This is a genomic window from Enterobacter cloacae complex sp. ECL72, assembly GCF_019056635.1.
GTDB classification, from domain to species: domain Bacteria; phylum Pseudomonadota; class Gammaproteobacteria; order Enterobacterales; family Enterobacteriaceae; genus Enterobacter; species Enterobacter hormaechei_C.
On record NZ_CP077659.1, the window covers coordinates 4,595,392 to 4,618,020 of the forward strand.

14 protein-coding genes are annotated in these 22,629 nt (G+C 57.6%); 11 read left to right on the forward strand and 3 right to left on the reverse strand.

Annotation, left to right across the window (positions count from 1 at the left end; all coding sequences use genetic code 11):
* The first annotated feature begins 3 nt into the window (after positions 1–3).
* Positions 4–1,344, forward strand: coding sequence for a gluconate transporter (gntU, locus tag KTH07_RS22095; protein WP_003861572.1), 1,341 nt, complete (start codon positions 4–6; stop codon positions 1,342–1,344).
* 161 nt (positions 1,345–1,505) lie between these two features.
* On the opposite strand, the gene yhgN is transcribed toward gntU, so the two are convergent.
* Positions 1,506–2,099, reverse strand: coding sequence for an NAAT family transporter YhgN (yhgN, locus tag KTH07_RS22100; RefSeq protein ID WP_003861574.1), 594 nt, complete (start codon positions 2,097–2,099; stop codon positions 1,506–1,508).
* Positions 2,100–2,277: 178 nt separating this feature from the next.
* Between yhgN and asd the strand changes: the two genes are divergently transcribed.
* The 6 genes from asd to glgP all read left to right on the forward strand — a co-directional run bounded on the left by asd (position 2,278) and on the right by glgP (position 12,989).
* Positions 2,278–3,381 (forward strand): aspartate-semialdehyde dehydrogenase, encoded by a 1,104-nt coding sequence (asd, locus tag KTH07_RS22105; RefSeq protein ID WP_023304557.1) that lies wholly within the window; start codon positions 2,278–2,280, stop codon positions 3,379–3,381.
* A gap of 239 nt (positions 3,382–3,620) precedes the next feature.
* Positions 3,621–5,807, forward strand: a complete 2,187-nt coding sequence (gene glgB, locus KTH07_RS22110) for a 1,4-alpha-glucan branching enzyme (RefSeq protein WP_023304556.1) — start codon at positions 3,621–3,623, stop codon at positions 5,805–5,807.
* Positions 5,804–7,777, forward strand: coding sequence for a glycogen debranching protein GlgX (glgX, locus tag KTH07_RS22115; protein ID WP_063162056.1), 1,974 nt, complete (start codon positions 5,804–5,806; stop codon positions 7,775–7,777). Before glgB ends, glgX begins: the two co-directional genes overlap by 4 nt.
* Positions 7,778–7,794: 17 nt before the next feature.
* A complete protein-coding gene (glgC, locus tag KTH07_RS22120; RefSeq protein WP_017384139.1) occupies positions 7,795–9,090 on the forward strand; it encodes a glucose-1-phosphate adenylyltransferase in 1,296 nt (431 codons plus the stop codon).
* Complete coding sequence (gene glgA, locus KTH07_RS22125) at positions 9,090–10,523, forward strand: glycogen synthase GlgA (RefSeq protein WP_017384140.1); 1,434 nt, start codon at positions 9,090–9,092, stop codon at positions 10,521–10,523. Before glgC ends, glgA begins: the two co-directional genes overlap by 1 nt.
* Positions 10,524–10,541: 18 nt before the next feature.
* On the forward strand, positions 10,542–12,989 hold the full coding sequence (gene glgP, locus KTH07_RS22130; protein WP_015571454.1) for a glycogen phosphorylase: 2,448 nt from the start codon (positions 10,542–10,544) through the stop codon (positions 12,987–12,989).
* An 87-nt stretch (positions 12,990–13,076) separates the two neighbouring features.
* Here the strand turns inward: glgP and glpD are convergent, their stop codons facing one another.
* Positions 13,077–14,585 carry a glycerol-3-phosphate dehydrogenase gene (gene glpD / locus KTH07_RS22135; RefSeq protein WP_015571453.1) on the reverse strand — a complete coding sequence of 503 codons (1,509 nt, stop codon included), beginning with the start codon at positions 14,583–14,585 and terminating at the stop codon, positions 13,077–13,079.
* Positions 14,586–14,870: 285 nt separating this feature from the next.
* Between glpD and glpE the strand changes: the two genes are divergently transcribed.
* From glpE to KTH07_RS22150, 3 genes are read left to right on the forward strand one after another with little or no spacing between them, the layout of a single operon-like run.
* On the forward strand, positions 14,871–15,203 hold the full coding sequence (gene glpE / locus KTH07_RS22140; protein WP_015571452.1) for a thiosulfate sulfurtransferase GlpE: 333 nt from the start codon (positions 14,871–14,873) through the stop codon (positions 15,201–15,203).
* 47 nt (positions 15,204–15,250) lie between these two features.
* Positions 15,251–16,081: a rhomboid family intramembrane serine protease GlpG gene (gene glpG, locus KTH07_RS22145; RefSeq protein WP_015571451.1), complete on the forward strand. Its 831-nt coding sequence runs from the start codon at positions 15,251–15,253 to the stop codon at positions 16,079–16,081.
* A gap of 16 nt (positions 16,082–16,097) precedes the next feature.
* A complete protein-coding gene (locus KTH07_RS22150; RefSeq protein WP_017384141.1) occupies positions 16,098–16,856 on the forward strand; it encodes a DeoR/GlpR family transcriptional regulator in 759 nt (252 codons plus the stop codon).
* A 98-nt stretch (positions 16,857–16,954) separates the two neighbouring features.
* Here KTH07_RS22150 and malT read toward each other — a convergent pair whose 3' ends face one another.
* Positions 16,955–19,660: an HTH-type transcriptional regulator MalT gene (gene malT, locus KTH07_RS22155; protein WP_032620989.1), complete on the reverse strand. Its 2,706-nt coding sequence runs from the start codon at positions 19,658–19,660 to the stop codon at positions 16,955–16,957.
* 571 nt (positions 19,661–20,231) lie between these two features.
* Between malT and malP the strand changes: the two genes are divergently transcribed.
* On the forward strand, positions 20,232–22,625 hold the full coding sequence (gene malP / locus KTH07_RS22160) for a maltodextrin phosphorylase (RefSeq protein ID WP_015571448.1): 2,394 nt from the start codon (positions 20,232–20,234) through the stop codon (positions 22,623–22,625).
* Positions 22,626–22,629 lie beyond the last annotated feature (4 nt).

The window sequence follows — 22,629 nt, forward strand, 5'->3', positions numbered from 1 at the left end:
GTTTTGAGTACATTAACGCTAGTTTTGACAGCAGTGGGTTCCGTATTGCTGCTGCTGTTTTTAGTGATGAAGGCACGTATGCACGCCTTCGTGGCTTTGATGGTGGTTTCTATTGGTGCCGGTCTCTTTTCCGGCATGCCGCTCGACAAAATCGCGGCGACGATGGAAAAAGGGATGGGCGGCACGCTCGGCTTCCTGGCCATTGTGGTGGCGCTGGGCGCGATGTTTGGCAAGATTTTGCACGAGACGGGCGCGGTCGATCAGATTGCGGTCAAGATGCTGAAATCCTTCGGGCACAGCCGTGCGCACTACGCGATTGGTCTGGCCGGTCTGATTTGCGCGCTGCCGCTGTTCTTTGAAGTGGCGGTGGTGCTGCTGATTAGCGTGGCGTTCTCCATGGCGCGCCATACTGGTACCAACCTCGTGAAGCTGGTCATTCCGCTGTTTGCGGGCGTGGCGGCTGCGGCAGCGTTCCTGCTGCCGGGGCCTGCGCCGATGCTGCTGGCCTCCCAGATGCATGCTGACTTTGGCTGGATGATCCTGATTGGCCTGTGCGCGGCAATTCCGGGGATGATTATCGCCGGTCCGCTGTGGGGCAACTTCATCAGCCGCTACGTTGAGCTGCACATTCCGGATGACATCACCGAGCCGCACCTGGGCGAGGGCAAAATGCCATCCTTCGGCTTCAGTCTGTCGCTGATCCTGCTGCCGCTGGTGCTGGTGGGCCTGAAAACCATCGCTGCGCGCTTTGTGCCGGTGGGGTCAACCGCTTACGAATGGTTCGAATTTATTGGTCATCCGTTCACCGCGATCCTGGTGGCGTGTCTGGTAGCAATTTACGGCCTGGCGATGCGTCAGGGCATGCCGAAAGACCGCGTGATGGAGATCTGTGGTGCCGCGCTGCAACCGGCGGGGATTATCCTGCTGGTGATCGGGGCGGGCGGCGTGTTTAAGCAGGTGCTGGTGGATTCCGGCGTTGGTCCGGCGCTGGGCGAAGCGCTGACCGGGATGGGGCTGCCGATTGCGGTCACCTGTTTCGTGCTGGCCGCGGCGGTACGTATCATTCAGGGCTCCGCGACCGTAGCGTGCTTAACCGCCGTGGGTCTGGTAATGCCGGTGATTGAACAGCTGAACTACTCCGGTGCGCAGATGGCGGCGCTCTCTATCTGTATCGCGGGTGGCTCGATTGTGGTTTCTCACGTTAACGACGCGGGCTTCTGGCTGTTCGGTAAATTTACCGGCGCAACCGAAGCGCAAACCCTGAAAACCTGGACGCTGATGGAAACCATCCTCGGCACGACGGGTGCGGTTGTCGGGATGATTGCGTTTACGCTGCTGAGCTAATCCCTGTTTTCTCCCTCTCCCTGTGGGAGAGGGCTGGGGTGAGGGCATCAGGCCGCAGAGGGCGTATTTTGTCGGGTGGCGGCTTCGCCTTACCCGACCTACAAAAAACTTAGGTCCCGTAGGCCGGGTAAGCGCAAGCGCCACCCGGCTTTTTTACATCTTCACCCTTTCATCCACGCCCGGATCCCGTCCAGGAACATCTGCGTTGCCATCATCACCAGAATCAGCCCCATCAGGCGCTCCAGGGCGTTTACCCCTTTCTCACCCAGCAGGCGCAGGAACAGCGACGACTGCAACAGGATAATAAACGTCCCGCCCCAGGCGATCAGCAGGGCAATCACCAGATGGCTCATCTGATTCGGATACTGATGCGACAGCAGCATCAGCGTCGCCAGAATCGTTGGCCCGGCGACCAGCGGAATTGCCAGCGGCACGATAAACGGCTCTTCACCCGCAGGCAGGCCGCTGCTGCTGCCCTCCGCGCTCGGGAAAATCATCTTAATAGCAATCAGGAACAAAATGATCCCGCCGGAAATGGAGACCGTTTCGGCGCGTAAGTTCAGGAAAGCGAGGATTTTTTCACCGGCGAACAGGAAGATAAACATCACCAGCAGGGCGATGAGCAGCTCGCGGATCATGATCGCCCGGCGGCGCTTCGGCTCGGTATGCTTCAGCACCGACATGAAGATCGGCAGATTACCGAGCGGATCCATAATCAGGATCAATAAAACCGCTGCGGAAATGATTTCACTCATCTTAAATTATCCCTGATACTTATTGTGGTCATTGCGATGATTAGCACTTTTTCTGATTGCCGGGCAATCATCGATTAATTTCGCTTGCGACTTTGGCAGCATTTTGTAATGTGAAGCATATCCCAGTTCAATACTGGCTTGCACAATCAGCACACACCCCTTGCAGGAAAAAAATACTATGAAAAACGTTGGTTTTATCGGCTGGCGCGGTATGGTCGGCTCTGTACTCATGCAACGCATGGTTGAAGAGCGCGATTTCGACGCCATCCGCCCGGTCTTCTTCTCCACTTCCCAGCTCGGCCAGGCTGCACCGTCCTTTGGGGGTACCACAGGCACGTTGCAGGATGCTTACGATCTGGAAGCGCTGAAGGCACTCGACATTATTGTGACCTGCCAGGGCGGCGATTATACCAACGAAATCTATCCGAAGCTGCGTGAAAGCGGCTGGCAGGGCTACTGGATTGATGCGGCCTCTTCGCTTCGCATGAAAGACGATGCCATCATTATTCTTGACCCGGTTAACCAGAGCGTCATCACCGACGGCCTGAACAACGGCGTGAAAACCTTTGTTGGCGGTAACTGCACCGTCAGCCTGATGCTGATGTCCCTCGGCGGCCTGTTCGCACAGGATCTGGTGGAGTGGGTCTCCGTGGCGACCTACCAGGCGGCCTCCGGCGGCGGCGCGCGTCATATGCGTGAGCTGCTGACCCAGATGGGCCAGCTGCACCAGAGCGTCGCTGCCGAGCTGGCAGACCCGGCGTCCGCCATCCTCGACATCGAGCGTAAAGTCACTCAGCTCACCCGCAGCGGCGAGCTGCCGGTGGATAACTTTGGCGTACCGCTGGCCGGTGGCCTGATCCCGTGGATCGACAAACAGCTGGATAACGGCCAGACCCGCGAAGAGTGGAAGGGCCAGGCTGAGACCAACAAAATCCTCGGCACCGCGAACACCATTCCGGTTGACGGTCTGTGCGTGCGTATCGGCGCGCTGCGCTGCCACAGCCAGGCCTTTACCATTAAACTGAAAAAAGATGTGTCTATTCCGACCGTGGAAGAGCTGCTGGCCGCACACAACCCGTGGGCGAAAGTGGTGCCAAACGATCGCGATATCACCATGCGCGAACTGACCCCGGCAGCCGTTACCGGCACGCTGACCACCCCGGTTGGTCGTCTGCGCAAGCTGAACATGGGGCCGGAGTACCTCTCCGCGTTCACCGTTGGCGATCAGCTGCTGTGGGGTGCAGCCGAGCCGCTGCGCCGTATGCTGCGCCAGCTGGCGTAATAATTTGTTAAACACGGGGGGTGATTGTCACCCCCTTTTTTTGCGTACTACATGGAGTAAAACGCAGATGTCTTATTTTTTATCAGGAGGACCCACGACGTTGGCTATGCTTTAAGGAAGATTTATTTCTCACCTGAGGGTAGGGCGGAGCAGAGAGGATTAACTGCACCGTTTAGGTCACATTAAAAGTCGTCCCGGAGCGCGTAAAAAGGGCGACATAAAAAAACAGGATGAACACCATGTCCGATCGTATTTCGAGAGACGTGATTAATGCGCTTATTGCGGGTCACTTTGCCGACCCCTTTTCTGTGCTAGGGATGCACCGTACAGAGGCCGGACTGGAAGTTCGGGCGCTGTTACCGGATGCAACAGAAGTGTGGGTTATCGAACCCAAAACCGGCCGCAAGGTGGGTAATCTGGAATGCCTCGACTCGCGTGGCTTCTTCTCGGGCGTCATGCCCCGCCGTAAAAATCCTTTTCGTTATCAGCTTGCCGTTATCTGGCACGGTCAGCAAAACCTGATTGACGATCCCTATAGCTTCGGCCCGCTCTTAAAAGAGATGGACGCCTGGCTGCTGTCCGAAGGGACCCATTTACGCCCCTACGAAACGCTGGGTGCCCATGCAGATACCATGGACGGTATCACCGGCACGCGTTTTGCCGTATGGGCGCCAAACGCCCAGCGCGTCTCCGTCGTCGGGCAGTTCAACTACTGGGACGGTCGTCGTCACCCCATGCGTCTGCGCCGGGAAACCGGCATCTGGGAGCTGTTTATCCCCGGCGCGCACAACGGTCAGCTCTACAAATTCGAGATGATCGATGCCAACGGCAAGCTGCGCATTAAATCTGACCCGTACGCCTTTGAGGCAGAGCTACGCCCGAATACCGCCTCGCTGATTTGCGGCCTGCCGGAGAAGGTTGTCCAGAGTGAGGAGCGCAAGCAGGCCAACCGCTTTGATGCGCCAATCTCCGTCTATGAAGTGCATCTCGGCTCGTGGCGTCGCCACACCGATAACAACTTCTGGCTGAGCTATCGCGAGCTGGCGGACCAGCTGGTGCCGTACGCCAAATGGATGGGCTTTACCCATCTGGAGCTGCTGCCGATCAACGAACACCCATTTGACGGCAGCTGGGGCTATCAGCCAACCGGGCTGTATGCGCCCACGCGCCGCTTCGGCACGCGCGATGACTTCCGCTATTTCATCGATGCCGCGCACGCCGCCGGGCTGAACGTGATCCTCGACTGGGTGCCGGGCCACTTCCCGTCGGATGATTTTGCGCTGGCAGAGTTCGACGGCACAAAGCTGTACGAGCACAGCGACCCGCGCGAAGGCTATCACCAGGACTGGAACACGCTGATCTACAACTACGGTCGCCGTGAAGTATCGAACTACCTGGTCGGGAACGCGCTGTACTGGATCGAGCGCTTCGGCATTGATGCCCTGCGCGTGGATGCGGTGGCGTCGATGATCTACCGCGACTACAGCCGCAAAGAGGGGGAGTGGATCCCGAACGAGTATGGTGGCCGTGAAAACCTCGAAGCGATTGAGTTTCTGCGCAACACCAACCGCATTATCGGCGAGCAGGTGGAAGGCGCCGTGACCATGGCGGAAGAGTCCACCGACTTCCCGGGCGTTTCCCGTCCACCGGCAATGGGTGGTCTGGGCTTCTGGTACAAATGGAACCTCGGCTGGATGCACGACACGCTCGACTACATGAAGCTCGACCCGGTTTATCGTCAGTATCACCACGATAAGCTCACCTTCGGGTTGCTCTATAACTACACCGAAAACTTCATGCTGCCGCTGTCGCACGATGAAGTGGTGCACGGCAAGAAATCCATTCTCGACCGCATGCCGGGCGACCCATGGCAGAAGTTTGCCAACCTGCGCGCTTACTACGGCTGGCTGTTTGCTTTCCCGGGTAAAAAGCTGCTGTTTATGGGCAACGAGTTCGCTCAGGGCCGCGAATGGAACCACGATAGCAGCCTTGACTGGCATCTGCTGGAAGGTGCGGACAACTGGCACCACGGCGTACAGCGTCTGGTCCGTGACCTGAACCTGACCTATCGCCACCACAAAGCGCTGCACGAGCTGGACTTCGATCCGTACGGCTTTGAGTGGCTGGTGGTGGACGACCACGAGCGCTCGGTGTTTGTCTTTGTGCGCCGCGACAAGGCGGGTAACGAGATCATTGTCGCCAGCAACTTCACGCCGGTGCCGCGCGAACACTACCGCTTCGGCATTAACCAGCCGGGCAAATGGCGCGAAATTCTCAATACCGACTCCATGCACTACCACGGCAGCAACGCGGGTAACGGTGGCCTGGTGCAGAGCGATGCCATTGAAAGCCACGGCCGTCCGAACTCCCTGAGCCTGACGCTGCCGCCGCTTGGCACAATCTGGCTGGTGCGGGAGGGTGAATGACGCAGCTTACGGCAGGTAAACCCGAACCGCTCGGGGCGAGTTTTGACGGAAAGGGGGTGAACTTCACGCTCTTTTCCGCCCATGCGGAGCGGGTGGAACTCTGTGTGTTTGACGGGGAAGGTAACGAGCACCGTTACGATTTACCGGCGCGCACAGGGGATACCTGGCATGGCTACCTGGCCGGAGGACGGCCGGGGATGCACTACGGTTTTCGCGTACACGGCCCCTGGGAGCCCTCTCAGGGGCACTGGTTTAACCCGGCGAAGCTGCTGATTGACCCGTGCGCGCACCGCGTGGACGGTGAGTTTAAAGATGACTCGCTGTTCCACGTTGGCTACGGCGAACCTGACCACCGCGACAGCGCGCCCGTCGCGCCCAAAAGCGTGGTGGTGCACGATCTCTACGACTGGGAAGACGATGCCCCGCCGCGCACGCCGTGGGGCAACACCGTTATTTATGAAGCCCACGTTAAAGGGCTGACATATCTGCACCCGTCAATCCCTAAAGAGATGCGCGGCACCTACAAAGCGCTTGGGCATCCGACGATGGTCGCGTACCTGAAGCACTTAGGGATCACCGCGCTGGAGCTGTTGCCCGTGGCGCATTTCGCCAGCGAGCCGCGGCTACAGCGTCTTGGGTTAAGCAACTACTGGGGCTACAACCCGCTGGCGATGTTCGCCCTCGACCCGGGCTACGCGGTGCAGCTGGAGAAGGCACGGGATGAGTTTCGCGATGCGGTGAAGGCGCTTCACGCGGCGGGTATCGAGGTCATTCTGGACGTGGTGCTGAACCACAGTGCGGAAAGCGATCTTGACGGCCCGACGCTCTCACAGCGCGGAATCGATAACCGTAGCTATTATTGGATCAGGGACGACGGCGATTACGAGAACTGGACCGGGTGCGGTAACACCCTCAACCTCAGTCATCCGGCCGTTACGCATTACGCGTACGAGTGCCTGAAATACTGGGTTGAGACGTTCCACGTGGACGGTTTTCGCTTCGACCTGGCGCCGGTGATGGGGCGCACCCCGGCGTTCAGCCAGCAGGCGCCGCTGTTTGAGGCCATCAAAAACTGCCCGGTGCTCTCAAAGGTTAAGCTGATCGCGGAGCCCTGGGACATCGGAGAGGGCGGTTATCAGGTGGGGAATTTCCCGCCGCTGTTTGCCGAGTGGAACGACCACTTCCGCGATGCCATCCGCCGCTTCTGGCTGACGCGCGATCTGTCGCTGGGGGAGTTTGCCGGTCGCTTTGCCGGCTCCAGCGATCTCTTCAAGCGTGACGGCAAACGTCCGTCGGCCACCATTAACCTGCTGACGGCACACGACGGTTTTACGCTGCGCGACTGCGTTTGTTTCAATCAGAAACACAATGAGGCAAACGGCGAGGAGAATCGCGATGGGACTAACAATAACCATAGCTTCAACCATGGTATAGAAGGGTTAGGCGGAAGTCTGGATGTGATCGAGCGGCGACGCGCCAGCGTTCATGCGCTGCTGACGACGCTTTTGTTGTCGCAGGGCACGCCGATGCTGCTGGCGGGCGATGAGCACGGCCACAGCCAGCACGGCAACAACAACGCCTATTGCCAGGACAACACCCTGACCTGGCTCGACTGGGGAGAAGCGAATAGCGGGCTGACCCATTTCACCGCGGCGCTGATCCATCTTCGCCAGCGCATCCCCGCGCTCACCGCCGACCGCTGGTGGGAAGAGGGCGACGGAAACGTTCGCTGGCTGAATAAAGACGCGCAACCGTTAAGCGCGCAAGAGTGGCAACACGCCATACCCTGTCTGCAAATCCTGCTTTCGGATGCATGGCTGGTGACGCTGAACGCGACGGATGACGTCGCAGAGATTGTTTTACCTGACGGGGAATGGCGAGCCATTCCTCCCTTTGCCGGAGCGGATAATCCGGTTGTTATGGCTGTCTGGCACGGGCCTGCGCACGGAGTGTGCGTATTCCAAAGATGATAAAAAAGGAGTTAGTCATGGTTAGATTAGAGAAGAACGATCCGTTAATGTTGGCGCGCCAGCTACCATTAAAAACAGTTGCCCTGATACTCGCGGGCGGGCGTGGTACCCGTCTGAAAGATTTGACCATCAAGCGCGCCAAACCGGCCGTTCACTTTGGTGGTAAGTTCCGTATTATCGATTTTGCACTTTCCAACTGCCTGAACTCAGGCATTCGCCGTATTGGCGTCATTACCCAGTATCAGTCGCACACGCTGGTGCAGCACATTCAGCGCGGCTGGTCATTCTTCAGCGAAGAGATGAACGAATTTGTCGATCTGCTCCCGGCGCAGCAGCGCGTTCACGGGGAGAACTGGTACCGCGGCACGGCGGATGCCGTGACCCAGAACCTCGACATCATTCGTCGCTACAGCGCGGAATACATCGTCATCCTCGCCGGGGACCACATCTACAAGCAAGATTACTCCCACATGCTGATCGACCACGTCGAAAAAGGGGCGCGCTGCACCGTGGCGTGTCTGCCTGTGCCTGTTGCGGAAGCAACCGCGTTTGGCGTGATGCATGTAGATGGCGATGACAAGATTATCGACTTTGTCGAAAAACCGGCGAACCCGCCAACCATGCCGGGCGACGACACCAAATCGCTCGCCAGCATGGGGATCTATGTCTTTGATGCCGATTATCTTTATGAACTGCTGGAAGAGGACGACAAAGACGAAAACTCCAGCCACGACTTCGGTAAAGACATCATCCCGAAAATCACCAAAGCTGGCATGGCGTATGCACATCCCTTCCCGCTGTCCTGCGTGCAGTCAGACCCGAATGCGGAACCTTACTGGCGCGACGTCGGTACGCTGGAAGCCTACTGGAAAGCGAACCTCGACCTGGCGTCCGTCACGCCTGAGCTGGATATGTACGACCAGAACTGGCCGATTCGCACGCATATGGAATCGTTGCCGCCGGCGAAGTTCGTTCAGGATCGCTCCGGCAGCCACGGCATGACGCTCAACTCGCTGGTTTCTGGCGGTTGCATTATCTCCGGTTCGGTGGTGGTGCAGTCCGTGCTGTTCCCGCGCGTGCGTATAAACTCATTCTGTAATATCGATTCGGCAGTTCTGCTGCCGGATGTCTGGGTAGGGCGCTCATGTCGTCTGCGTCGCTGCGTTATCGATCGTGCCTGCATCATTCCCGAAGGGATGGTGATTGGGGAAAACGCGGAAGAAGATGCGCGTCGTTTCTACCGTTCGGAAGAGGGGATCGTGTTAGTAACACGGGAAATGTTGCGGAAGCTGCAAATCAAACAGGAGCGATGATGCAGGTTTTACACGTATGTTCTGAGATGTTCCCGTTGTTAAAAACGGGCGGCCTGGCGGATGTTCTTGGTGCATTACCAGCGGCGCAAATCGCCGGAGGGGTGGATACCCGCGTGTTGTTGCCCGCTTTTCCGGATATCCGGCGCGGTATTCCCGATGCAAAGGTTGTTACCCGTCGCGAGACCTTCGCGGGACGTATCACCCTGCTGTTTGGACATTACAATGGCGTAGGGATTTACCTGATTGATGCCCCGCATTTATACGATCGACCCGGCAGCCCGTATCACGATACCAACCTGTACGCCTATACCGATAACGTGATGCGCTTTGCCCTGCTCGGCTGGGTGGGGGCGGAAATGGCCGTCGGACTGGATCCGTTCTGGCGTCCGAACGTGGTGCACGCGCATGACTGGCATGCGGGGCTGGCTCCTGCGTATCTGGCGGCGAAGGGGCACCCGGCCAAATCGGTGTTTACGGTGCACAACCTGGCGTATCAGGGCATGTATTACGCGCATCATATGAATGACATCGATCTGCCATGGTCGTTCTTTAACATGCACGGACTGGAGTTTAACGGACAGATTTCGTTCCTGAAGGCGGGTCTGTACTACGCCGACCACATCACGGCGGTCAGCCCAACCTACGCGCGGGAAATTACCCAGCCGGAGTTCGGTTACGGTATGGAAGGGCTGCTGCAACAGCGCCACCGTGAAGGTCGCCTGTCGGGCATTCTGAACGGCGTGGATGAACAGATCTGGAATCCGGAAACGGACCTCCTGCTGGCGGCGCGCTATGGTCGCGACTCCGTGGAGGACAAAGCGGAGAACAAGCGCCAGCTACAGATTGCGATGGGGCTGAAGGTCAACGACAAGGTGCCGCTGTTTGCGGTGGTCAGCCGCCTGACCAGCCAGAAAGGGCTGGATCTGGTGCTGGAAGCGCTGCCGGGATTACTGGAGCAGGGCGGCCAGCTGGCGCTGCTCGGCGCGGGCGACCCGGTATTGCAGGAAGGTTTCCTTGCGGCCGCGGCGGAACATCCGGGGCAGGTGGGCGTGCAGATTGGCTATCACGAAGCGTTCTCGCACCGCATCATGGGCGGCGCGGACGTGATTCTGGTGCCGAGCCGCTTCGAGCCCTGCGGCCTGACGCAGCTCTATGGTCTGAAATACGGCACGTTGCCGCTGGTACGCCGCACGGGCGGGCTGGCGGATACGGTGTCTGACAGCTCCCTGGAAAACCTGGCGGACGGTATCGCCAGCGGGTTTGTTTTCGAGGACAGTAATGCCTGGTCGCTGCTTCGGGCGATCCGGCGTGCTTTCGTCTTGTGGTCCCGTCCATCCCTGTGGCGTTACGTACAACGTCAGGCGATGTCCATGGACTTTGGCTGGCACGTTGCGGCGCAGTCCTACCGCGACCTTTATCAACGCTTGATGTAACGAGGCGAAGTTACTGATATGAATGCTCCATTTAGCTACTCTTCCCCCACGCTCAGCGTTGAGGCGTTGAAACACTCCATCGCCTATAAGCTGATGTTTACCATTGGGAAAGATCCCGTTATTGCCAACAAACATGAGTGGCTGAACGCCACGCTGTTTGCGGTGCGTGACCGTATGGTCGAACGCTGGCTGCGCTCCAACCGCGCCCAGCTTTCGCAGGAGACGCGACAGGTGTATTACCTGTCGATGGAGTTTCTGATTGGTCGCACCCTCTCCAATGCGCTGTTATCGCTCGGGATTTATGACGACGTCAAAAACGCACTGGAAGAGATGGGGCTGGATTTAGAAGAGCTGATTGACGAAGAGAACGACCCGGGGCTGGGTAACGGTGGTCTCGGGCGTCTTGCCGCCTGTTTCCTCGATTCACTGGCGACGCTGGCGCTGCCCGGGCGCGGCTACGGTATTCGCTACGACTACGGTATGTTCAAGCAGAACATCGTGGATGGTCGTCAGAAAGAGTCTCCAGACTACTGGCTGGAGTACGGTAACCCGTGGGAGTTCAAGCGCCACAACACGCGCTACAAGGTGCGTTTTGGCGGGCGTATTCAGCAGGAAGGGAAAAAATCCCGCTGGGTGGAAACCGAGGAGATCCTCGCCGTGGCCTATGACCAGATCATCCCCGGCTACGACACCGATGCGACCAATACGCTGCGCCTGTGGAACGCGCAGGCCAGTAGCGAGATCAACCTGGGTAAATTCAACCAGGGTGACTACTTCGCGGCGGTGGAAGATAAAAACCACTCCGAGAATGTGTCACGCGTCCTGTATCCGGATGACTCGACCTACTCAGGCCGCGAGCTGCGCCTGCGTCAGGAGTATTTCCTCGTCTCGGCAACGATTCAGGATATCCTTAGCCGTCACTATCAGCTGCACAAAACCTATGCGAATCTGGCGGAAAAAACCGCCATTCACCTCAACGATACCCATCCGGTGCTGTCGATCCCTGAGCTGATGCGCCTGCTGATTGACGAGCATAAGTTCAGCTGGGATGACGCGTTTGAAGTAACCTGCCAGGTGTTCTCGTACACCAACCATACGCTGATGAGTGAAGCGCTGGAGACGTGGCCGGTGGATATGCTCGGCAAAATTCTGCCGCGCCATCTGCAAATCATCTTCGAGATCAACGACTACTTCCTCAAGACCTTGCAGGAGCAGTACCCGAACGATACCGGTCTGCTGAGCCGCGCCTCGATCATTGATGAATCCAACGGGCGTCGCGTACGCATGGCCTGGCTGGCGGTGGTGATCAGCCACAAGGTGAACGGCGTGTCAGAGCTGCACTCGAACCTGATGGTGCAGTCCCTGTTTGCGGACTTCGCGAAGATCTTCCCGACGCGTTTCTGCAACGTGACCAACGGCGTCACCCCGCGCCGCTGGCTGGCGCTGGCGAACCAGCCGCTCTCCGACGTTCTGGATGAGAACATTGGCCGCACCTGGCGCACCGATTTGAGCCAGTTGAGCGAGCTGGAGCAGCACATTGATTTCCCGACGGTGAATAAAGCGGTACGGGAAGCCAAGCTGCTGAACAAGAAGCGTCTGGCGGTCTGGCTGGCGATGCATCTGAACGTGGTGGCGAACCCGAAAGCGCTGTTCGACGTGCAAATCAAACGTATCCACGAGTACAAGCGTCAGCTGATGAATGTCCTGCACGTTATTACCCACTACAACCGCATTAAGGCTGACCCGACGGCGGAGTGGGTGCCGCGCGTGAAAATCTTTGCCGGTAAGGCGGCGTCCGCGTACTACATGGCGAAGCACATCATTCATCTCATCAACGATGTGGCGAAGGTGGTGAACCACGATCCGGACATTGGCGATAAGCTGAAGGTCGTGTTTATCCCGAACTACAGCGTGAGCCTGGCGCAGCTGATTATTCCGGCGGCGGATCTCTCTGAGCAGATTTCCACGGCGGGGACGGAAGCATCCGGCACCAGCAACATGAAGTTTGCCCTGAACGGCGCGCTGACTATCGGCACGCTGGACGGCGCAAATGTCGAAATGCTGGAGCATGTGGGCGCGGAGAATATCTTTATTTTCGGGAATACGGCGGAAGAGGTGGAGGCGCTGCGCAAGCAGGGCTACTCGCCGCGTGAGTATTATGAAGAGGATGACGAGTTACGCCAGGTGCTGACGCAAATCGCCACCGGCGTGTTTAACCCTGAGGAGCCCGGACGCTATCGCGATCTGGTGGACTCGCTGATTAACTTTGGCGATCACTATCAGGTGCTGGCGGATTACCGCAGCTACGTGGATTGTCAGGATAAGGTGGACGAACTGTACCGTCAGCAGGAGAAGTGGACCAGCGCCGCGATGCATAACATCGCCAACATGGGATACTTCTCGTCGGACAGGACCATCAAAGAGTATGCCGAGAATATCTGGCATATTGATCCGGTGCGGTTGTAAAAACAAAGCCCGGTGGCGCTGCGCTTACCGGGCCTACGGGATCGAGTAGGCCGGTTAAGGCGGAGCCGCCACCCGGCTTTTTTTTAATTACGACGCCAACGACAATTCACGCTTTCCCGCATGTTGTTGCAACCATTGCGCCACGCGAGACTGCTGCTCGGCATTCAGCCACATCCCTTCTTTAGTACGACGCCAGATAGCATCGTCCAGACGGCGCACCCATTCGTGTTCCACCAGATAGCGCAGTTCCGCTTCGTACAGCTCATGGCCAAAATGCTCGCCCAGATCGGCAATCTCTTTCGCCTCGCCGAGGAACAGTTCGGTGTTGCTGCCGTAGGTACGGGCATAGTGGCGCGCCATTCCTTCGGTAATGAACGGGAAGCGGCGACGCAGCTTCGCGGCGTAATCGTCGCGGTTATCGCCGATATCGCCGCCAGGCAGCACGGCGCCTTTCGTCCACGCCGGGCCGATGCCTTTGTAATACGGCGCCAGTTTCTCCAGCGCGTGCTCCGCCAGTTTACGGTAGGTGGTGAGCTTACCGCCAAATACCGACAGCAGGGGCGCCTGACCGTCCACGTCATGAATATCAAGCGTATAGTCACGGGTGATGGCCTGCGGTGAGTCAGACTCGTCATCACACAGCGGACGCACGCCGGAGTAGGTCCAGACCACGTCATCGCGCGCCAGCTGTTTCTTAAAGTGCGCGTTGTACACTTTCAACAGGTAGCTGACTTCACTCTCGTCGATCTCAACGTTTTTCGGATCGCCTTTGTACTCCACGTCGGTGGTGCCGATGATGGAGAACTCGTCCATCCACGGGATCACAAACACAATGCGCTTGTCTTCATTTTGCAGGATATAAGCCTGTTTCTGGGTATGCACGCGCGGCACCACAATGTGGCTGCCCTTGATCAGGCGGATGCCGTACGGAGAAGGCAGGTGCATACCGTCATCGAAGAACTGTTTTACCCACGGGCCGGTGGCGTTCACCAGGCCGCGCGCTTTCCAGCTAAACTTCTCACCGGTATCCACGTCTTCCGCTTCCACAATCCACAGGCCGTTTTCGCGGCGTGCGGCGGTCGCGCGGGTACGGGTTTTCACCTCGCCGCCTTTCTTCTCGACCATCTGCGCGTTAGCCAGCACCAGACGCGCATCGTCCACCCAGCAGTCGGAATATTCGAAACCGCGCACGATTTCAGGTTTAAGAACCGACTCTGAGCCAAAACGCAAACCTGTCGAACCCGGCAGGCTGGTGCGTTTACCCAGATGATCGTACATAAACAGACCAATGCGGATCATCCACGCCGGACGCAGATGCGGGCGATGAGGCAGACGGAAACGCATCGGGATCGCCAGATGCGGAGCCATTTTCAGCAGTACTTCGCGTTCAGCCAGCGCTTCGCTGACCAGGCGAAATTCGTAGTGTTCCAGGTAGCGCAGGCCACCGTGGATCAGCTTGGAGCTGGCGGACGACGTCGCGCAGGCGAGATCGTTAGCTTCCAGCATCAGCACGGATAAACCGCGTCCTGCGGCATCAACCGCAATACCGGCACCGTTGATGCCACCGCCTATCACAATCAGATCTTTGGTTTCCATAACACCCTCATGCACTTTCGTTAAAGCTCAAAAATGTTCGATATCGCTCATAATAGCAAAGGAACGCGCTTTTGGTAACATCAAAAAAACAATTTAGAGTGATATGGATAACATAATGGCGTTTACCCGCCGCCAGGACGTACACTACGGGGTAAAATAGTGCGGTCTGATGCCCTCACCCCAGCCCTCTCCCACGGGGAGAGGGTGATCCGTTTCCCTCTCCCTCCGGGAGAGGGTAGGGTGAGGGGAAAACCGCACCACACCTGAATATAAGATGAGAACACCATGGATCAGTTTGAATGTATTAACGTAGAAGAAGCCCATCAGAAGATGCACCAGGGACAAGCGGTGCTGGTGGATATCCGCGATCCGCAGAGCTTTGCGATGGGCCACACGCCGGGCGCGTTCCATCTCACCAACGACACGCTGGGCGCGTTTATGCGCGATAACGACTTCGATACCCCGGTGATGGTGATGTGCTATCACGGCAACAGTAGTAAAGGCGCGGCGCAGTATCTGCTCCAGCAGGGTTACGACGCGGTGTACAGCGTCGATGGCGGCTTCGATGCCTGGCATCGTCATTTCCCGGCAGAAGTTGAATACGCGTTTGAGCGCTGATCCCGCTATACTGTCCCCTTTTGTGTGGAAATAAGCGACCGCTGCCCATGTTGATGATCACCTCTTTTAGCAACCCGCGCGTCGCCCAGGCGTTTGTCGACTATATGGCGACGCAGGGCATTATCCTGACTATTCAGCAGCATACACAGACGGATGTCTGGCTGGCAGACGAAAGCCAGGCCGGCCGCGTGAATGACGAGCTGGCGCGTTTTCTGGAAAACCCGGGCGACCCGCGTTATCTGGCGGCAAGCTGGCAATCCGGCCAGACCGGCAGTGGCCTGCACTATCAACGTTTTCCGTTTCTCGCCACCCTCCGCGAGCGCGCAGGGCCGTTTACGCTGCTTTTGATGGCAGCCTGCATCATCGTCTTCATTATTATGAGCGTGGTGGGCGACCAGAGCGTGATGATTGCCCTCGCATGGCCGTACGATCCCTCCCTGCAATTTGACGTCTGGCGCTACTTCACGCATGCGCTGATGCACTTCTCGGTGATGCATATCCTCTTTAACCTGCTGTGGTGGTGGTATCTCGGCGGGGCGGTGGAGAAGCGGCTCGGCAGCGGCAAGCTGATTGTGATCACCCTTATCAGCGCCCTGTTAAGCGGCTACGTGCAGCACAAATTCAGCGGTCCATGGTTTGGCGGGTTATCCGGCGTGGTGTACGCCCTGATGGGTTACGCCTGGCTCAGAGGCGAGCGCGACCCGGATAGCGGCATCTATTTACAACGTGGATTAATAACCTTTGCGTTAATATGGCTTATTGCCGGATGGTTTGATCTGTTTGGTATGTCTATCGCCAATGGTGCGCACGTTACCGGCCTGGCGGTTGGGCTGGCGATGGCGCTGGCCGATACGCTCCATGCGCGAAAACGAACATAATACCCAAGGATATTTCATGAAACAAACACAACGTCATGACGCCATTATCGAACTGGTAAAAAAACAGGGATACGTCAGTACTGAAGAGCTGGTGGAGCAGTTTGCCGTCAGCCCGCAAACCATCCGTCGTGACCTCAACGACCTGGCCGATCAGAACCGTATTCTGCGTCACCACGGCGGCGCCGCGCTGCCGTCCAGCTCGGTGAACACCTCATGGCATGACCGTAAGGCGACGCAAACGGCAGAGAAAGAGCGTATCGCCCGTAAAGTGGCGAGCCAGATCCCGAACGGCGCGACGCTGTTTATTGATATCGGCACCACGCCGGAAGCGGTCGCCCATGCGCTGCTGAACCACGAGAACCTGCGCGTGGTGACCAACAACCTGAACGTGGCCAACACGTTGATGCAGAAAGACGATTTCCGCATCATCCTCGCGGGCGGCGAACTGCGTAGCCGCGACGGGGGCATTATCGGCGAAGCGACGCTCGATTTTATCTCTCAGTTCCGCCTCGACTTCGGCATTCTGGGGATCAGCGGCATCGACAGCGACGGCTCGCTGCTGGAGTTTGATTACCACGAGGTGCGCACCAAGCGCGCGATCATTGAAAACTCACGTCACGTGATGCTGGTGGTGGACCACTCCAAATTTGGCCGTAACGCGATGGTCAACATGGGCAGCATCAGCATGGTGGATGCGGTTTACACCGACGTAATGCCGCCGGCGGGCGTGATGCAGGTAATTAAGGATAACAATTTGCAGCTGGAATTGTGCTAGCGGTTGTGTCGGATGGCGCTGCGCTTACCCGACCTACAAAATTTTCTCCCTCTCCCTGTGGGAGAGGGCCGGGGTGAGGGCATCAGACCGCAGAGGATCTACACTCCATATCCCATCATCTTCAACAGCTGCTGCGCATGCTGCACCGCATCCTGTCGGTGCGCTACGCCCAGCTTCTGATACAGATTGCGAATGTGCGTTTTGATGGTGGTCGCCGCCACCGCCAGCTCACCGGCAATCTGCTCGTTGCTATAGCCGGAATAGATCAGCCCCAGCACCTGCCATTCACGCTGGGTGAGCGGGCTGGTGCGGATAAGCTCCGGCACTTCCGGATGGTTCAGCAGACGTTCAACAAAGTTCTCATCGAAGTGCGCAAACTTGTGGCGGTGGTGCTGGTTAATCTCGCGCAGAATGCGCTGGGCGCGATGCTGATCGAGTTCTGGCAGTGTGTTGAGCTGAATCAGCTGGCGCAGCTGCTGGGCCATCACTTCACCCTCAATCACAAAGTGGCTGATAAACCCGGTGCGGTTCGCCAGCTGTAACGCTTCCAGCAGTACGCGCTGGGCATCGTTTTTACGGCCCGCCTGCCAGTAAAGCTGGTTTAACAGCAGCAGGTTGCGGTTTAAATCGCTCATCAGGCGCAGGCTGCGGGCGTTTTCGTTTAACTCTTCCAGCACAATCTCGGCAGGCTCAAAGTCACCCAGCAGGATCTGCACGCGAGCGATGTTGCGCCACTGGCTTTGCAGGAAGTGGTTATTGGCAAATTCCGGTTTAGGCGTATGACGCAGCCAGTTGGCGGCGGACTTTTTATCGCCGGTCATCTGCCAGTAAATCACCCGCACCTTATCGGCGTTGGACACCCAGTCGCTATGGTACTGCCCGTTGCCGAGCAGGTTTTCCAGGCGGTTAAGATGGTTGCGGGCATTATCCAGGTCGCCGCGCGCCAGCGAGCACTGCACCAGCAGAGCCAGACACTGGAGCTGCTGCTGCGGCTGGAAGCTTGAAAGAACATTCAGACCCTGGCGGGCACAGCTTTCTGCTTCATCCAGACGCGACCATGCCCACAGCAGCTGAGCGCGAATACGCAACAGGAACTCGTGCATCGGCAGCTGTTCCAGATGTTGTTCACGGATCAGCTGGAACGCTTTCTCCTGATTTTCCCAGGCGGCTTGCAGGAATCCCTGAGCAAATAAAATCTCGCTTTGCTGGATCAGGCTCCAGAGGGCGTAATGCCAGACATCGTGGCGGCGCGCCATCTGTTCGGTTTGCTGCATGAGTGAAAGCGAACGCGTGAGATCGCCCTTACAGTGCAGCACTTCGCCGTGTACCGAGGTGGCCACAATACGGCTGTAAAAATTCGCCAGCGGCAGCTCATCCAGCGCGACCATCGCCAGCCGTTCGGCTTCCTCAGGGTCACCGTCGTTAATCGCCACCTGCGCACGCAGGGCGTTAAATTCGCCATGCAGGGTGGTATCCATCTCACTTTCCATCTCCTGCTCGGCGCGCGCCAGCAGGGTGTTCACTTCGCTGTAGCGATGCTGGCTCTGCATCAGCCAGGCCTGGAGCAGCACCAGACGCGGATTCTCCAGCAGGCTTTCCCACGGCAGCGCTTTTAACGACTCTTCCAGCAGCGTCAGTTCACTGTGGTTGAACAGTCCCCACGCGTGGTTGAGCAGAATATCGCGCAGCATACCGGCATCCCCGGCGGCCAGCGCATGGTGGATAGCTTCGCTCGGGAAACCTTGCGCCATCCAGCTTTCGGCGGCGGCGCGGTGAATGTCAGGCAGCTCTGCGGCCAGTTCCCACTGGCAACGCTGGCGCAGGAAGCTGCCAAACAGCGGATGGTAGCTAAACCATTCGCCGGGATCGTCCATGCGCGTCAGGAACAGACCCTGACGTTCAATCTCTTCGAGCTGAAGCTGCCCGTTTTCAATGCCGGTGACGCGTACAATCAGCGCATCGTTCATGGAACGCAGCAGGGAGCTTTTCAGCAGGAAATGGCGGGTGGAGAGGTCAACGCTGTCGAGTACCTCATCCACAAGATAATCCGACAGGTGGCTGGCGTTGATGCCCGCCAGGCGGCGTGCGGACTGATGCGTCGGGCTGTTGTTTTGCCGCGCGGAGAGGGCAATCAGCTGAAGCGCCGTGGCCCAGCCGGCAACGTCATCGCACAGGCGGCTGCTTTCCGACGCCTCAATCGGAGACGTCAGGCGGCAGTCAAAGAACTGCTTCGCTTCCTGATGGCTAAAGGCCAGCTGCTGACTGCCGATTTCCAGCAGCTGATCGCGCACGCGCAGGTTGGCAATGCCCAACTGCGGAAGGTTACGCGACAGGACAACCAGCGTCAGGTTTTCCGGCTGATGGCGCAGGAAGAAACGCATGGACTCGTGAATAACCGGGTTGGTGATCAGATGATAATCATCAATCACCACATACAGCGGGCGATGCCATTCGGCCAGCTCGATAAACAGCTGGGAGAAAAGAGAGGACAGGCTGGCGTACTGGCGCTTTTGCACCATCACCTCGCTGGTGACGCAGTGTCCGTTGGTTGCCTGCTGAATCGCGGCAATTAAATAGCTGGCAAAACGCTCCTGCTGGTTATCCCCTTCATCCAGGGAGTACCAGCCAAGATCGCTTTTACCTGCCGCCCATTGCGAAATGAGCGTTGTTTTTCCATAACCCGCAGGACTCGTAACCAGCGCCAGTCGGAAATTATGCGCACCGGAAAGTTTAGCCAGCAGGCGCTCGCGGACCACAGTATGGTCAAGACGAACCGGGCGACTTAATTTGGACGGAATCAACATAGTTTTCACTTCACTGTGGGGAACGAGAGAATTTATTTTTTTTGCGCTTCGTAATTAATATCTATAAGTTCGGCCAATAGAGGAACTATTGCAAGTTATGTCTGGGTTTGGAGGCTCTGAATTTGCACTCTGTCACAAAACATTCTCATCACTGATGGAACTTTCCGTAAATGGCTGGATGCCGCGCTGCTTCTGGCTTGTCTGCATAAGTCGCGGTTGCGCTGAAACTGGTTTCAGAAAGAGATAATGACGCTGAAGTTAATTAACTTCGGGGAAAGTTGCATCGGCTTAATAGGGGTGCTGAATAATCCCGACGCGCGGAAATATTATTCTACGTAAGTAATCATTTCAGCGATGATTAATTCCTCCGAAACTGCATTTCATTTCTTTGACGCTCTTCCGGGATCGCTTTTTCAGCGAAGCGCACACTCACACAGTGGCCTCGATCACACTTTTATGCTCATCCCCGCTACTCCTCCCTGTCTAATCCCAGACAGGAGGAGGAAGAGGCGCAATGAGCCAGGCACACTAGCGCTAAATGTTTTTACTCTCTACAGGATGCCGATTCCCTATGTCACAGCCTACTTTCAACAAAGCTCAATTTCAGGCTGCCCTGACGCGTCAGTGGCAGCGTTTTGGCCTTCATGCTGCAAACGAAATGACGCCTCACCAGTGGTGGCAGGCGGTGAGCGGGGCGCTCGCAGAGCAGCTGGACGCTCAGCCTGTGACGAAGCCCGTGAAAGGCCAGCGTCACGTCAACTACATTTCAATGGAGTTCCTGATTGGCCGTCTGACGGGTAACAATCTGCTGAACCTTGGCTGGTATCAGGAGGTCGGTGACGTGCTGAAAGAACACGACATCAACCTGACCGATCTGCTGGAAGAAGAGATTGATCCGGCGCTGGGTAACGGCGGTCTGGGACGTCTGGCAGCCTGCTTCCTGGATTCCATGGCAACCGTGGGCCAGTCGGCGATTGGCTATGGCCTGAACTATCAGTACGGCCTGTTTCGTCAGTCATTTGCCGACGGCCATCAGATGGAAGCGCCAGACGACTGGCACCGCAATACCTATCCGTGGTTCCGCCACAACGCGCAGCTGGATGTGCAGGTCGGGATTGGCGGGAAAGTCACGAAGCAGGGACTCTGGGAACCGGCGTTCACCATTACCGGTGAAGCCTGGGACCTGCCGGTACTCGGCTACCGTAACGGCGTGGCGCAGCCGCTGCGCCTGTGGCAGGCGAAGCACGCGCATCCGTTTAACCTGACCAAATTCAACGACGGTGATTTCCTGCGCGCCGAGCAGCAGGGGATCGACGCCGAGAAGCTGACCAAAGTCCTCTACCCGAACGATAATCATCTGGCGGGTAAAAAGCTGCGTCTGATGCAGCAGTACTTCCAGTGCGCCTGCTCCGTGGCGGATATTCTGCGTCGCCACCACCTGGCGGGCCGCAAGCTGGCTCAGCTGCCGGACTTCGAAGTTATTCAGCTTAACGACACGCATCCGACCATTGCCATCCCGGAGCTGCTGCGCGTGCTGATCGACGAGCATCAGCTGAGCTGGGACGACGCCTGGGCCATCACCAGCCGCACCTTCGCCTACACCAACCACACCCTGATGCCGGAAGCGCTCGAGTGCTGGGATGAGAAGCTGGTGAAAACGCTGCTGCCGCGCCATATGCAGATCATCAACAAGATTAACGACCAGTTCAAAACGCTGGTGGAGAAAACCTGGCCGGGCGATAAGGCCGTCTGGGCGAAGCTGGCCGTTGTGCACGACAAGCAGGTGCGCATGGCGAACATGTGCGTGGTCAGCGGCTTTGCGGTGAACGGCGTTGCCGCGCTGCACTCGGATCTGGTGGTGAAAGATCTCTTCCCGGAATACCACCAGCTGTGGCCGACTAAGTTCCATAACGTGACCAACGGCATCACGCCGCGTCGCTGGATTAAGCAGTGCAACCCGCTGCTGGCCGGCCTGCTGGACAAGACCCTGAAGAAAGAGTGGGCCAACGACCTGGACCAGCTCATCAACCTGGAAAAACAGGCCGACAACGCGAAGTTCCGCGAGCAGTACCGCGCCATTAAGCTGGAGAACAAGGTTCGTCTGGCCGAGTTTGTGAAAATGCGCACCGGAATTGAGATCAACCCGAATGCGATTTTCGATATCCAGATCAAACGACTGCACGAGTACAAACGTCAGCACCTGAACCTGCTGCACATTCTGGCGCTGTACAAAGAGATCCGCGAGAACCCGCAGGCCGACCGCGTCCCGCGCGTGTTCCTGTTCGGTGCGAAAGCGGCGCCGGGCTACTACCTGGCGAAAAACATTATCCTTGCCATTAATAAAGTGGCGGCGGCGATCAACAGCGATCCGAAAGTGGGCGACAAGCTGAAGGTGGTGTTCCTGCCGGACTACTGCGTTTCTGCGGCTGAAATGCTGATCCCGGCGGCGGATATTTCCGAGCAGATCTCTACCGCCGGTAAAGAAGCGTCCGGTACCGGCAACATGAAGCTGGCCCTGAACGGCGCGCTGACCGTCGGCACGCTGGACGGTGCGAACGTCGAAATCGCCGAGAAGGTCGGCGAAGAGAACATCTTTATCTTCGGCCATACTGTTGAAGAAGTGAAAGCCATCAAAGCCAAAGGGTACGACCCGGTGAAATGGCGTAAAAAAGATAAAGTGCTGGATGCGGTGCTCAAAGAGCTGGAAAGCGGGAAGTACAGCGACGGCGACAAGCACGCGTTTGACCAGATGCTGCACAGCATGGACAAACAGGGCGGCGACCCGTACCTGGTGATGGCTGACTTCTCGGCTTACGTTGAAGCGCAGAAGCAGGTCGACGTGCTGTATCGCGACCAGGATGCCTGGACCCGCGCGTGTATCCTGAACACCGCGCGCTGCGGTATGTTCAGCTCTGACCGCTCAATCCGTGATTATCAGGCTCGTATCTGGCAGGCAAAACGCTAAGGAA

Coding starts and splice junctions, on each gene's coding strand:
- KTH07_RS22150 (WP_017384141.1), top strand. CDS start 16,098: ATGAAACAAACACAACGTCATGACGCCATTATCGAACTGGTAAAAAAA.
- glgB (WP_023304556.1), top strand. CDS start 3,621: ATGTCCGATCGTATTTCGAGAGACGTGATTAATGCGCTTATTGCGGGT.
- glgC (WP_017384139.1), top strand. CDS start 7,795: ATGGTTAGATTAGAGAAGAACGATCCGTTAATGTTGGCGCGCCAGCTA.
- malP (WP_015571448.1), top strand. CDS start 20,232: ATGTCACAGCCTACTTTCAACAAAGCTCAATTTCAGGCTGCCCTGACG.
- glgX (WP_063162056.1), top strand. CDS start 5,804: ATGACGCAGCTTACGGCAGGTAAACCCGAACCGCTCGGGGCGAGTTTT.
- yhgN (WP_003861574.1), bottom strand. CDS start 2,099: ATGAGTGAAATCATTTCCGCAGCGGTTTTATTGATCCTGATTATGGAT.
- glgP (WP_015571454.1), top strand. CDS start 10,542: ATGAATGCTCCATTTAGCTACTCTTCCCCCACGCTCAGCGTTGAGGCG.
- glpD (WP_015571453.1), bottom strand. CDS start 14,585: ATGGAAACCAAAGATCTGATTGTGATAGGCGGTGGCATCAACGGTGCC.
- malT (WP_032620989.1), bottom strand. CDS start 19,660: ATGTTGATTCCGTCCAAATTAAGTCGCCCGGTTCGTCTTGACCATACT.
- glgA (WP_017384140.1), top strand. CDS start 9,090: ATGCAGGTTTTACACGTATGTTCTGAGATGTTCCCGTTGTTAAAAACG.
- glpG (WP_015571451.1), top strand. CDS start 15,251: ATGTTGATGATCACCTCTTTTAGCAACCCGCGCGTCGCCCAGGCGTTT.
- glpE (WP_015571452.1), top strand. CDS start 14,871: ATGGATCAGTTTGAATGTATTAACGTAGAAGAAGCCCATCAGAAGATG.
- asd (WP_023304557.1), top strand. CDS start 2,278: ATGAAAAACGTTGGTTTTATCGGCTGGCGCGGTATGGTCGGCTCTGTA.